Genomic DNA, 13,393 nt, shown 5'->3' on the forward strand with positions numbered 1-13,393 from the left:
ATGAATTTTAGTTGAATGACCACCACAGCTCTGACCTATTTGCTCGGAATGCTCCGTTGCAGCGCCTGTACTGTGTTGATGAGCCCTGATAATCGAGCCATCTAGGAACACCCATTCAAAATCCGCTAGTTTTGATAAATGTTTGAAAATATCAACTAATATTCCTTTTTTAGACCACAAATTAAATCGTCTATAGACAGTGCTCCATTCACCAAACTCTTCTGGCAAATCTCGCCAAGGAATACCGGTTCTCATTCGGAAAAGGATCCCTTCAAACGTCATCCGATGCTCGGATTTATTATAAACTCGCCCGGTATTTTTCATTATTTGTAGTAGCTTTTCCCACCGTTTATCTGTTAGCATTGTTCTTGGCATGATGAATCGAGTTATGGTTGTTTTTTGCAGAATTATTATAACTCACATCATGCCGTCTAAAAAATAATCACGAAAGATCAACACGCCCTAAGCACATTACACTTATGTTACAGATTTATAAACATCTTAAATTTAGTGTATTTACCAATTAAAGGTGACATTAAATCTTGTCACTAGGCTCCATAATTATTAGTGGTGAGTAGTAGCCTTAAATTGGTTTTTACACATTGTTACCCCATTCAAAACATAAAAAAAACTATTTACTCACAAAAAATCTGTTAGAAAACATATTGATGTTTTTTAACAACGTTGCCAACACGGTTGGCCATGCCATACTCGGTGCGGTGGTTGCTGAGCTGCAAGGCAATTCAGGACTCGCTGGGGGAGCCGGTGCCGTAGGCGGCGAGCTAGAGGCAAAAGTTATCATTGATAACATCTATGGTGGAAGAGACATCAAAGATCTCACTGAAGCTGAAAAACAAAACATCAGCGTGTTTAACTCCTACAAAGTCAAAGAAACTTTATAATGAGGCTACAACAGTAGAAGTTCCTAGAGATGTTCATCAAAAAGGACCTACTTATGGTAGTAAAAATACACCAGAATAAATTCAAAAAGATGCGACAGATCTTTGTGGTGCTGTTTGTCGAGATACTGATGCATTACGTAAAAATATGATTTAAAAGGGTTATGATCCAAAGCAAGTTGAAGATGTGATAAATAAGATAATAGCTCGCAATAAAAAAATAAGGATTTATTGATAATGATAGAATGGCAAAAGTTTGTTAATGCATTAGGATATGCTGAAATATCAGAAGAGTTTTTGAAGTTAGAAAACTCTATTGGTGAAAAACCTGAAATTTCTGAGGATCCTATTGAATACAATGATCCAGATCAAACTAAATATTATGAATTTTTTCGAACAGGTATTCTTATTGGTTTTAGAAAACAACACTTAAATCATATTCAATTTTTTTTTAAGGCAGAAAATAATTATTCGATATATAAAGGAAAATTATTTAGAGAAATAGATGGTAATTATACTGAAAAAATGATTATCGAATTATTAGGCAATCCATCAAAAAAAGGAGGAAATGAGCAAAGTCCTTTTTTGGGTTATATAAATTCTTGGGTATTATATGATATGGGGTCTTATACTATACATTTTGAATTTACAAAAAATGAAGTTCTTAGTTTAGCTACAATAGCTGTGTTATCAATTTGATTGTTTTGATTCAGTTCTGCGATCTTTATCGCAGAACTAAACTAATTATTTACTGATTATGGGTGGTTGTGAGCTTGAAGATTATGAAAGCCTATTACCTGAACAGCTAGAAAGCAGAATTGATGATTTAATTATTAGTTTAGTTAATATGATAAAAAATCAGCCTAAATTTAGTCGAATGATCGATAAAGATATCAATGTTAAATAAAGGGTATTAGCTCAAACTTAACCTGACAATCCTGACACTATATCAGTTTATTCGTTATTAAAAGTGACATTGAATACTGTCACTAAATTCTATAATTAATTTTTTTATTGCCAATTTTTGCTTAGTATGCACTTTAGCCATTATTATTTGTATGCGCCATTGTAGTAAATAAAACCTACTTGCTATATTGTTTATTGTGTCATATATCTCTATATTTTTACTTACAAAAACAGGTCAGAAAAGGTATTGATTTTATTTGAGTTTTTGTTGTGTTTTTATGTTTTTTTCTTTGTTAGCGAAGATGGCTTTAACTGTGAACAGAACCCTGTCAGGAGTGGCTTAGGTACAGCGATAGCTGTCGTGAGTGGTGATATCCAAGATGTGAATATAGGGGCTGCGGATAAAAATTTAGCTAGGAATAATTTATTAAGTAATTATATTTTATGTGAAAATTTAATATTTATCCCCAAAATTGTTTGGGGAAATATTGTTTTTTTATTATGCCAAGGCTCTTTAAAATGGATTTATTGATAGAATGCCTAATCTATATAGTATTTTGTTTTTTCAAACCTACTAATGAATTGTTTTCTAAGCCATAATGCTATCATTCTTTTTTTCTTATCTTTTTTAAATAGCTTTTTTCTATACTCAGAACGTTGCTCGATGAATTGTGCTCTATCAATATGTATTGATGAATTTAATAGATTCTTATCATTAGTTGTTATAAGACTTGGTAATGTTGCATATATTTTGATACCGGTACATAATTTCATTATTCTAAACATATCAGCTTCATAGCGAATAGGAAATAAAAATTTAATTAACTTTTTTGCGGTATCATGAGTGATGATATATCCATTGGCTCTAACTGCTCTTATTACTTCAAAAACCTCAAAACTATCTAAGTTAAATTTTTTGTTAACAAGATAGTGAAAATCGGCAGTTAACAAAAAAATACCTTTTTTAGTATTTTTAGCTTTAAAGCTATTTAAGAAATCAGGTAATTTTCTATCTAATACGGCATCGTCTTCGAGAATTAAGGCATAAGGTAAATTGTTTTGAATAATTTTTTTGTATATATTTAAGTGACTGAGTGCACAGCCTATTTCACCCTTTGTTAAAAGGTTATTTGGATAATCGTAGACTGTATTTTGAATAAATGAATCGGATAAAGTATTGCCATCAATAGCATTGTAAATTTCAAAGTCTAGTTTTAATTTCTCGCATTCTTTTTTGATGTGTTCTCTTTTTTTTGATTCTTTTTCTAAATTTATTATAAAAATCTTCATTTGTTTACCTTTTTTATAATGATCTCCAAATTGTAACATACCAATAAAAACTTATTAACAAATGATCTACAAAAAAAGATTACTTAAGTATATACTCTTTATCAATTAAATTAGATTATCATGGGGTATGTTAGTTGTGAGTAATTTAATTGTCGGTATTTATTTTCATCAATATTTTAAGGATCTTTTAGTATGATTTTAGGTAATATTAATCATTTAAGGTTAGTTCCTTATTTACCTTCCAAAATAAAACAATCTATTGAATATATTAAAGACAACGTTAATATTAATACACCTATAGGGCGCTATGATATTGATGGCGATAAGATGTTCTTTATGGTGTCTGATAGTCAAACGCGTCATGTTTATGATGCTAAGCCGGAATATCATGAAAAATATATCGATGTTCAGATTGTCTTGGCAGGGCAAGAGGGAATGGCTGTGAGCACGTTACCACCCTATACCAAAGTGTTAGACAATAAATTGGCAGAAAACGATATTGCTTTTGTCGAAACACCAAAAGAAGAAACCATGTTAATATTACAACAAAATGATTTTATTGTGTTTTTACCCAATGAGGTACATAAGCCGCTTTGTGCTGTTGGTAATAAAATTGAAACAGTTCGCAAAGTTGTGGTGAAAATAGCACTGGATTATTTATAATTAGATTAAGGATATAGGTATAATATGACGACAAATATCGCTGTGATCGGCGAATGTATGATTGAATTGTCGATGAAACAAGATTCGACTACGCGTAGTTTTGGTGGTGATACGCTAAATACATCTGTTTATTTATCTCGTTTATTAAAAGGCAATAATTTTTCGATTCATTATGTGACAGGGCTCGGTACTGATCCTTTTAGTCAAGAGATGTTAGATAATTGGCAAAAAGAAAATATTCAAACTGATTTAGTGCAAAGAATGTCAGATAAGATGCCTGGTCTTTATTCTATTGTGACCGATGAGCAGGGTGAGCGTTCTTTTTATTATTGGCGTAATGACGCTGCAGCTAAATTTTGGTTGCAAACAGCCGAAACAGATAAAATAACGCAGCAAATTGCGCAGTGTGATTATGTGTATTTAAGTGGTATTAGTATTGCTATTTTGGATGCTGAAAGTATCCTTAAATTATTAGATCTTTTAAAATGCGTTAAGGCCAATGGCGGTAAAGTTATTTTTGATAATAACTTCCGCCCACGTTTATGGCGTAGCCTTGATTTGGCTCGTAGTGTTTATGCCGATATTCTTAGCGTTACCGATATTGCATTTTTGACGCTAGATGACGAAGATTTGTTATGGGGCAAATTGCCTTATGAGCAAGTTATTGAGCGTACGAGGAAGTTTGGTGTGACTGAAATTGTTATTAAACGTGGTAGCGATAGTTGCATTATTGACTCTACTGAAGGTCGTTTTGACGTTCCAGCGAATAAGATCCCAAAAGATAAAGTGATTGATACTACCGCTGCGGGAGATTCGTTTAGTGCTGGCTATCTTGGTGCGCGTTTAAGTGGAAGAAATCCTTCGCAGTCAGCGTCACAAGGCCATTTAGTTGCAGGTACGGTGATACAATATCGTGGCGCAATTATTCCTGTTGATGCTACACCAACATTAATCGATTAATTTATATCTGTAAAAAAAACGGTCATTTATGACCGTTTTTTATTTTAATTTAGAAATAAGTGTTTCAGTTTATATTTTTGTCAAAAAAACTTAGGAAAGTTTATGTTTTGGTGTAAAAATTATCAAATAGTGTATTTGCCTATATAGTAGTATATTTAATCGATTGTTACTGGTATAATATACAGTTAAATTTCTATTCATTTTGTTTAAAAAACATACATAAGAAGAGATCTATGTCAATCAAAGATATCGATATTCGTGGTGCTCGCACGCACAATCTAAAAAACATTAATGTAACTATTCCAAGAGATAAGTTAGTTGTTATCACCGGTCTTTCGGGGTCGGGTAAATCTTCGTTAGCATTTGATACTCTTTATGCGGAAGGGCAGCGACGTTATGTTGAATCGTTGTCGGCATATGCTCGTCAGTTTTTATCATTAATGGAAAAGCCTGATGTAGATCATATTGAAGGTTTGTCACCAGCTATTTCGATTGAGCAAAAATCGACTTCGCATAATCCGCGCTCAACAGTTGGAACTATCACTGAAATTTATGATTACTTACGTTTACTTTTTGCCCGAATTGGTGAGCCTCGCTGTCCAAATCATCATTTACCATTAGCAGCACAAACGGTGTCACAAATGGTCGATAGTATTATGGCATTACCAACTGAAAATCGTTATATGCTGCTAGCCCCAGTGGTTACTGAGCGTAAAGGTGAATTTGTTAAGTTGTTTGAGCAATTAGCCGCTAGCGGTTATATTCGAGTAAGAGTAGATGGTGATGTGTATGATCTTTCTGATCCCCCCATTCTTGAACTGCAAAAAAAACATACCATTGAGGTTGTTGTTGACCGTTTCCGTATTCGGGATGATTTAAAGCTTCGTTTGGCCGAGTCGATTGAAACCGTGCTTTCGATCACAAATGGTATTGTTAAAGTGGCAAATTTGGATGATCCTCAAGCTGAAGAATATCTGTTTTCGGCTAATTTTGCCTGCCCAATTTGTGGCTACAGTATTTCAGAGTTAGAGCCTCGCTTATTCTCGTTCAATAACCCAGCTGGTGCTTGCTCTGAGTGCGATGGTTTGGGTGTGCAACAATATTTTGATCAAAAACGTATTGTGCAAATGCCAGAAGTTTCATTAGCTGCAGGTGCGATTAAAGGTTGGGATCGTCGCAACTTTTACTATTTTCAGATGTTAAAATCATTAGCGGATCACTATAAATTTGATATTGATAAACCCTATGAAAAATTACCTGAAAAGGTGAAAGATATTTTATTAAATGGTTCAGGTGATACCGAAATCCAATTTATTTATTCAAATGATCGCGGTGATGTAGTTAAGCGTAAACATCCATTTGAAGGCATTATTAATAATTTAGCTCGTCGGTATAAAGAAACTGAATCACAAACTATCCGTGAAGAGTTAGCCAAATATATTAGCCATCGACCTTGCCCTTGTTGTGGTGGCTCAAGGCTGTGTACAGCAGCAAGAAATGTATTTATTAATGATACTAATCTACCAGCCATTAGTGATTTAAGCACTCAAAAAGCGAAAGATTTTTTCGATCAGTTGTCATTGACAGGGCAACGAGCTCAAATTGCCGAGAAAATCTTAAAAGAGATTAACGATCGCTTACAATTTTTGATTAATGTTGGACTTAACTATTTAACACTTTCACGCTCAGCTGAAACCTTATCAGGTGGAGAAGCACAGCGTATTCGATTAGCTAGCCAAATTGGTGCAGGGCTGGTTGGCGTGATGTATGTACTAGATGAACCTTCTATCGGATTGCATCAGCGTGATAACACTCGTCTAATTGACACTTTAACGCATTTACGTGATTTAGGTAATACTGTTATTGTGGTTGAACATGACGAAGAAGCAATTATGGCTGCTGATTATGTGATTGATATTGGACCTGGAGCAGGGGTTCATGGTGGTGAAGTTGTTGCGCAAGGTACGCCTAAGCAGATTATGGCATGTAAAAAATCTTTAACAGGCCAATATTTATCTGGTAAAGAAAAGATTGAAATTCCAACTGTGCGTACCAAAGTTGATAAGAAAAAAATGTTATCACTTATTGGCGCTACCGGAAATAACCTTAAAGATGTGACATTAAATATTCCGGTTGGATTATTTACTTGTATTACCGGTGTGTCGGGTTCGGGTAAATCAACCTTAATTAATGACACCTTATATCCACTAGCCCAAAATGAACTCAATGGTGCCGAAAAAACAGAAATAGCGCCATATCAAGCCATTAAAGGGCTTAACCATTTTGATAAGGTTATTGCGATAGACCAAAGTCCAATCGGGCGAACACCACGTTCTAATCCTGCAACTTATACTGGATTTTTTACTTCTATCCGTGAACTTTATGCAGGTGTACCCGAATCCCGTGCACGAGGCTATAATCCAGGACGATTTAGTTTTAATGTTAAGGGAGGACGATGTGAGGCTTGCCAAGGTGATGGTTTAATTAAAGTTGAAATGCACTTTTTACCTGATATTTATGTTCCTTGCGATCAATGTCATGGCGCTCGTTATAATCGAGAAACCTTAGAGATCAAATATAAAGGTAAGTCTATTAACGAGATTTTGAATATGACAGTTGAAGAAGGGCGTGAATTTTTTGATGCAGTACCGATGATTGCTCGTAAATTACAAACCCTAATTGATGTAGGTCTTTCTTATATTACCATTGGGCAATCAGCAACAACATTATCGGGTGGTGAGGCACAACGTGTAAAACTTGCAAAAGAATTATCGAAGCGAGATACTGGACGCACTTTATATATATTAGATGAACCAACAACAGGTTTACATTTTGCTGATGTTAAACAATTACTCACGCAATTACATTCATTGCGCGATAAAGGCAATACAATTGTTGTGATTGAGCATAATTTGGATGTAGTTAAAACAGCTGATTGGATTATTGATTTAGGACCAGAAGGCGGTAATGGTGGGGGAGAGATTATTGCTGAAGGCACACCTGAAGAGGTTGCTAAATCTAAGCATTCCTACACTGGAAAATATTTAAAACCATTGTTGGAAAAATAGTAATCCAAGTAGGGCGGCATTATAACTACTTAGCATAAATAGAGCGAGCGAAGTATAATGCCCATTCTATTATACTTTAATACCTACAAAATAAGTTAGATACAGATTTTAGCGTATTTATTAGCATTTAGTGTTCAGTTATCAGTAGCAAGCAACAAATGGAAGGAGTGAGTGTGGCATTACAAATTATATTGATGATCATAATTGCCTATTTTTTGGGGTCGCTTTCTGGTGCTCTGATTATCAGCCGTATCATGCATTTGCCAAATCCTTCAGAACATGGTTCACACAATCCTGGAGCAACCAATATTTTGCGGCTTAATGGTAAATTACCTGCCATTTTTGTGTTAATTTTTGATATGTTAAAAGGTACCATTCCGGTTTATATCTCTTATCGACTTGGCATTGCTCCTTTCTTTTTAGGTATTATAGGTATTTTTGCTTGTTTAGGGCATATGTTTCCCTGTTTTTTTCATTTTCGTGGTGGTAAAGGTGTTGCCACGGCGTTAGGTATGATGGCCCCCATAGGATTTGATTTTACAGGTTGCTTTATTTTAACTTGGTTACTTATATTATTCATCACTGGGTACTCTTCTGTGGCAGCAATAGTTGGTTTTCTTATGGCGCCATTTTATGTTTGGCTATTCAAACCAGAGCTTACTTTACCGGTTGCTATGCTTTCTTGTTTGATTATCATCCGTCACAACAGTAATATTATGCGACTTTTAAAGGGTGAAGAACCGAAAAGTTATTATCGTAATAAGAATAAAAAAATAATCTAAAGTTTATGCGTAGTACATTTAAATTTAAAGATTTATTTTTGTAAAGCTGTTACGTGTTAACCATTATTGTATCGACCGTTTTTTCAGTAAAATTTTTCAACTTTCATCATTATTAAATAAAACAATAGAATAATTCTTGTTTGATAGATTATTGAAAAAAGGTATTATTAACTTAAAATTCAAATATGTGAGAACCGAATAAATTCATGCAAATAAGTCCATTATTAGAATCACTTATGCAAGCCCTACGTTGTTTACCGGGCGTTGGTCCCAAATCGGCGCAACGCATGGCCTTTCATTTATTACAACGCAATCGACAAGGCGGCATAAAATTAGCTCATGAACTCCATGAAGCGATGATAAATATAGGTCATTGTAAAGAGTGTCGAACTTTTACCGAACAAGAAACCTGTACGATTTGTGCAAATATTAGGCGTCAAAGTAGTGGGCAGCTTTGTGTTGTTGAAACTCCCGCCGACATAGTAGCCATTGAACAAACAGGGCAATATAGTGGTCGTTATTTTGTATTGTTAGGTCATCTATCACCGTTAGATGGTATCGGTCCAAGCGATATTGGTCTTGATTTATTGAAAAACAAGTTAGCATCAGAATCGATTAACGAAGTGATTCTAGCCACTAATCCGACCGTTGAGGGTGATGCAACCGCCAACTATATTGCGCAAATGTGTACAGATTTCAATGTGACAGCAACAAGAATTGCTCATGGTGTTCCAGTTGGCGGTGAGCTTGAAATGGTGGATGGTACTACCTTATCGCATTCATTTGTTGGGCGTCAAAAAATTGAATTTTAAATTTATTGAAGTTTTAGTACTTAGCTAATCTTTATAATAAAGATTAGCAATAAAAAGAGGTATTATATGAAGTATAAAGCTGTTGCCTTTGATATGGATGGTACGTTGCTAGCCAGTAATCGTTTAGTTTTGCCAGAAACTATTGAGATGATAAAAAAAATCAGTGATAAAGGTGTAAAAGTGATTTTAGTTTCAGGGCGTCACCATTCTGTAATTTATCCATATTACTATCAACTCAAATTATCAACTCCAGCAATTTGTTGTAATGGATCTTATCTTTATAATTTTGAAAAACGAAATTCTTTTGCTGCTAGACCAATGACTAAAGATCAAGCAAGAATGCTATTAAAACTAGTTAATCATTATGGTATCCATACTTTAGTTTATACTGATCAAATGATGACTTATGAAGTGTTAGATGATCATCTAGAAGGCTTTTTTAAATGGGTAAAATCATTGCCCGATTTTTTACAACCAGAAATCAAAAAAGTAGAGAGTTTTGAAAACGTGATTGAACAATCTGGTGCTATTTTTAAATTTGCAACTAGCAGCCATAACCTTCCCGCCCTACAACAATTCTCAAATGCGGTGGATGCGCTAGATGTGTTTTCGTGTGAATGGTCCTGGTCAAATCGAGCAGATGTTGCGGTTAAAGGTAATACTAAAGGAAATGGTTTAACACACTGGGCTGAACATGAAAATATTGATTTAAGCGAAATAGTCGCTTTTGGCGATAGTTATAATGATATTAGTATGTTATCTATTGCTGGATTAGGGATTGCTATGGGGAATGCCGATGATGAAGTAAAAGCAAAAGCAAGTTATGCTATTGGCGATAATAATAGCCCAAGTATAGCTGCTGAACTTGAAAAGCTATTTTTCTAATTGGTTTTCAATAAAATAGACTATGTTTGAAATTCTCTATCATGATAATGCTTTAATTGCGATTAACAAACCATCGGGTTGGCTTGTGCATCGCAGTTGGTTAGATAAAAAAGAAACAGTTGTTGTTATGCAAACATTACGAGATCAGATTGGCCAACATGTGTTTCCCGTACATCGACTTGATAGACCAACTTCAGGTGTGTTGCTGTTTGCCCTTTCTAGTGATGTAGCAAGACTCATGTCAGAACAATTTGCCACAAAACAAATTGAGAAAACATATCATGCTGTTGTGCGTGGTTATCTTGAGGGTGAAGCTGTGATCGATTACCCTTTAGTTGAAGAGTTAGACAAAATTGCTGATAAATTTTCTGATAAAAATAAACCAGCACAAGATGCAGTGACTTTATATCGAGGGATTAGCAAAATTGAACTTCCTATTAAAGTTGGTAAGTTTGATACTGCAAGATATAGCTTTGTTGAATTAAAACCACAAACAGGGCGTAAACACCAATTACGTCGTCATATGAAGCACATTTTTCATCCTATTTTAGGCGATAGTAAACATGGCGATCTTTATCAAAACCGTGCTTTTGCTAACTATTTTGGTATTAGGCGCCTGATGTTACATGCGAGTAAGTTAGAGATTTATCATCCTCTTAACCATAAACCAATCGCTATTGAAGCTAAATTAGATCAAAATTGGCAAGATATCCTTGTAAATTTTAAAAAGTAATGTTTTAAAATAATGTTGCTTTGCGATTATCTTATTACATAGTATTATTTTACCTCTTTCCTTTGATGCTATCTGTATAGTTTAATCGACAGGAAAGAATGTAAAATATTTTATAAATTAAATTTGATAATGGAAATAAAAATGAAATTACTAATGAAATTCTTAAGCGTTTTTTTATTGGCACTTATCGTTACAGCGTGTTCGACTGAAGATACTCCAGAAAAAGTATCAGAAAAATTTATCACAGCAATTTATAAAGGTGATACAGATACCGTTATGAATCTGATCAATTTCCCTAAAGATGATAATAACAAAGGTATGGATATGACAATGTTAGTGAAAAGCAAAATGCAAGAAGCGATTCAACAAGGGAAAAAATTTGCTGATGAACATGGCGGCCTTGATAAAGTTGAGTCTGCTCCTGCAGAATATACTAATGATGAAAAAACCATGGCTAAAGTAAAAACGACTGTTTTTTTCAAAGATAATACTAAAAAAGATGAAAGCAGCCTATCAGTAATCAAAACTGATAACAAATGGATGATTAATCTTAAATAAAAGGTAATATAGCAATCCATATCGATTGTTATATTAGAAAGGGTAGATACTATTTGCCCTTTCTAGTTAAGAATGAATTTTGATGAACTACTGTCGCTTTTTCTCTATTATTTTTATTATGCTGGCAACGGTTGTTTTTGCTAATGAGTCTGTTTATTCTTCAAATCCAACCTCTAAATTGCCTTATTCAGTAAAAGTAGGCGATTGGATTTTTAGAAAAGGTATACAAACCGATAGCCTTATTGTTAAACAATTAGGTGGTGGTGATTTTTCACATATTGGCATGATTATATCGACTAATCCCGAAATTAAAATTATTCATGCGACCACGAGTGATGATGACAAATTTCCTAATCAAGTGATTGTATCGACCTTACCCGAGTTCATATCTCCTGAATTAGCTGAAAAATATGCTATAGCAAGACCTAATTTTTTATCTGATGTACAACAACAGCAAATTGTTAGTGATCTTTTAACACAGCAAGGTAAAGCCTTTGTCTTAGCTCCTCGCGAACAGCCACACCTTTATTGTACAACGTTACTTTTTGATTCGATAACTAAGTTTCAATCCGATTTTAATGTTGAATGGAAATATACCTATTTTCCATCATTAAGCGGTACTTATTTATTTCCAAATGCGTTTGCAAATTATTCTGATATTACTTGGATTTATAAGTATCCCGAAGCATCAGAATAATTTGTTATACTATTGTAATCAAAAAATAAAAGCGCAATACATATCGCGCTTTGTTATTAATAAAAGTTAAATTAATCTTCGAGGTAGTTTTTTTGCATAGCTATGAAATCTTGCTCTGTGAACCCCAATTCTTGTTTGATATAATTAGCAGGAGTGCCGGCAACTTCTTTCATAGTATTGAGAATTTCAATAACAAAACTTTCACGTGTATCAATTAAACTTAACAAATAACCTAACACATCTTCATTATCCGTAATTTTTCGATATGCTGCCATTTTTATTTTGTTTCGTTCTAAGCGATTTTGATGGGTTAACATATAATCGTAAATAATGTCTTCTTCTGATACTCCTAACATTATTTGTAGTAATAACACGCCATAACCTGTGCGATCTTTACCTCCTCGACAATGTTGTATGCTTGGGCTATTGTTAGGTTTTAACATTATGCGAAGCATCTGTTTATAAGCATTTTTCGATTTATCACTTAATACGAAATTACGATATTGTTCAAGAACTTGTATACCTTTACCATTAACTAATTCTTTAGGAATATCGTGTAGCACGCTTTCAATTAGTGCACGATCTTCATCACTGGGGTCGGCAGCAAATTGAGCAGCAAGTTCAGCTGTTTGAGCTGAAGCATCTAAATTAAAAGTATTTTGCTCACCTATGAAAGTATTTGGACTAGTTTTGATTTCGTTAGCACAACGATAATCTATAATAGTCCTGATACCTAGTGATCGAATATAACTTTCTGCATTAGGTTTCAATCCATATAAGTGATTAGAACGATAGAGTTTTCCCCATTTTACTCGTTTACCATTACTTCCTAAGTAACCGCCAAAGTCACGAAAGTTATTTAATCCTGCAATAGGTAAAGTACGTTCTCCAAATAAAAGTGAATCATGTTTTTGAGTTTGTAATATCAAATAAATTCTTCGCTCTGCTTGTAAAGGATCGTCAATAGTGAAATCATTTTGTATATTTTTACTTATTAATGTTTTATTAGATGTATTGATATTGGCTTCATCTGTCCAATATAAATCTACGGGCATATTGTTGCTAATTCTAAATGATATTTTTAATTTATTTTGTTTATTACGGACAACCGATGCTGTTTCAATTTGTTTTTTCATGTTA

General features: G+C 34.0%; 16 protein-coding genes. 13 read left to right on the top strand and 3 right to left on the bottom strand.

Annotation, left to right across the window (positions count from 1 at the left end; all coding sequences use genetic code 11):
* On the bottom strand, positions 1-375 hold a 375-nt coding region (locus GQ598_RS04875; protein ID WP_160402600.1), incomplete at its 3' end, for an IS5 family transposase.
* Positions 376-602: 227 nt separating this feature from the next.
* On the opposite strand from GQ598_RS04875, the gene GQ598_RS04880 reads away from it, so the two are divergent.
* The 4 genes from GQ598_RS04880 (at position 603) to GQ598_RS04895 (ending at position 2,337) form a co-directional block, all read left to right on the top strand.
* Positions 603-902 (top strand): hypothetical protein, encoded by a 300-nt coding sequence (locus tag GQ598_RS04880; RefSeq protein WP_160402601.1) that lies wholly within the window; start codon positions 603-605, stop codon positions 900-902.
* Positions 903-1,136: 234 nt separating this feature from the next.
* On the top strand, positions 1,137-1,598 hold the full coding sequence (locus GQ598_RS04885) for a hypothetical protein (RefSeq protein WP_160402602.1): 462 nt from the start codon (positions 1,137-1,139) through the stop codon (positions 1,596-1,598).
* 58 nt (positions 1,599-1,656) lie between these two features.
* Complete coding sequence (locus GQ598_RS04890) at positions 1,657-1,806, top strand: DUF3969 family protein (protein WP_160402603.1); 150 nt, start codon at positions 1,657-1,659, stop codon at positions 1,804-1,806.
* Positions 1,807-2,052: 246 nt separating this feature from the next.
* Positions 2,053-2,337: a hypothetical protein gene (locus GQ598_RS04895; RefSeq protein ID WP_160402604.1), complete on the top strand. Its 285-nt coding sequence runs from the start codon at positions 2,053-2,055 to the stop codon at positions 2,335-2,337.
* Between the two features lie 8 nt (positions 2,338-2,345).
* Here GQ598_RS04895 and GQ598_RS04900 read toward each other — a convergent pair whose 3' ends face one another.
* On the bottom strand, positions 2,346-3,134 hold the full coding sequence (locus GQ598_RS04900; protein ID WP_160402605.1) for a glycosyltransferase family 25 protein: 789 nt from the start codon (positions 3,132-3,134) through the stop codon (positions 2,346-2,348).
* Positions 3,135-3,287: 153 nt separating this feature from the next.
* Between GQ598_RS04900 and GQ598_RS04905 the strand changes: the two genes are divergently transcribed.
* The 9 genes from GQ598_RS04905 to GQ598_RS04945 all read left to right on the top strand — a co-directional run bounded on the left by GQ598_RS04905 (position 3,288) and on the right by GQ598_RS04945 (position 12,253).
* Entirely contained in the window at positions 3,288-3,758 is a 471-nt protein-coding gene (locus GQ598_RS04905; RefSeq protein WP_160402606.1) for a YhcH/YjgK/YiaL family protein, read from the top strand.
* Between the two features lie 24 nt (positions 3,759-3,782).
* Positions 3,783-4,718 carry a sugar kinase gene (locus GQ598_RS04910; RefSeq protein ID WP_160402607.1) on the top strand — a complete coding sequence of 312 codons (936 nt, stop codon included), beginning with the start codon at positions 3,783-3,785 and terminating at the stop codon, positions 4,716-4,718.
* 239 nt (positions 4,719-4,957) lie between these two features.
* Positions 4,958-7,786 (top strand): excinuclease ABC subunit UvrA, encoded by a 2,829-nt coding sequence (gene uvrA, locus GQ598_RS04915; protein ID WP_160402662.1) that lies wholly within the window; start codon positions 4,958-4,960, stop codon positions 7,784-7,786.
* A gap of 173 nt (positions 7,787-7,959) precedes the next feature.
* Entirely contained in the window at positions 7,960-8,568 is a 609-nt protein-coding gene (gene plsY / locus GQ598_RS04920; RefSeq protein ID WP_202112683.1) for a glycerol-3-phosphate 1-O-acyltransferase PlsY, read from the top strand.
* A gap of 206 nt (positions 8,569-8,774) precedes the next feature.
* A complete protein-coding gene (gene recR, locus GQ598_RS04925) occupies positions 8,775-9,380 on the top strand; it encodes a recombination mediator RecR (protein WP_160402609.1) in 606 nt (201 codons plus the stop codon).
* Between the two features lie 66 nt (positions 9,381-9,446).
* A complete protein-coding gene (locus GQ598_RS04930; protein ID WP_160402610.1) occupies positions 9,447-10,265 on the top strand; it encodes a pyridoxal phosphatase in 819 nt (272 codons plus the stop codon).
* 22 nt (positions 10,266-10,287) lie between these two features.
* Positions 10,288-10,998, top strand: coding sequence for a tRNA pseudouridine(65) synthase TruC (gene truC, locus GQ598_RS04935; RefSeq protein ID WP_160402611.1), 711 nt, complete (start codon positions 10,288-10,290; stop codon positions 10,996-10,998).
* Positions 10,999-11,139: 141 nt separating this feature from the next.
* Positions 11,140-11,556 carry a DUF4878 domain-containing protein gene (locus GQ598_RS04940; RefSeq protein ID WP_160402612.1) on the top strand — a complete coding sequence of 139 codons (417 nt, stop codon included), beginning with the start codon at positions 11,140-11,142 and terminating at the stop codon, positions 11,554-11,556.
* Between the two features lie 82 nt (positions 11,557-11,638).
* Positions 11,639-12,253 (top strand): YiiX/YebB-like N1pC/P60 family cysteine hydrolase, encoded by a 615-nt coding sequence (locus GQ598_RS04945; protein ID WP_160402613.1) that lies wholly within the window; start codon positions 11,639-11,641, stop codon positions 12,251-12,253.
* 71 nt (positions 12,254-12,324) lie between these two features.
* Here GQ598_RS04945 and GQ598_RS04950 read toward each other — a convergent pair whose 3' ends face one another.
* Positions 12,325-13,389 (bottom strand): tyrosine-protein phosphatase, encoded by a 1,065-nt coding sequence (locus GQ598_RS04950; RefSeq protein WP_160402614.1) that lies wholly within the window; start codon positions 13,387-13,389, stop codon positions 12,325-12,327.
* Positions 13,390-13,393 lie beyond the last annotated feature (4 nt).

This window comes from Gilliamella sp. Pas-s95 (assembly GCF_009795795.1).
In the GTDB taxonomy this organism is placed as follows: Bacteria; Pseudomonadota; Gammaproteobacteria; order Enterobacterales; family Orbaceae; genus Gilliamella; species Gilliamella bombicola.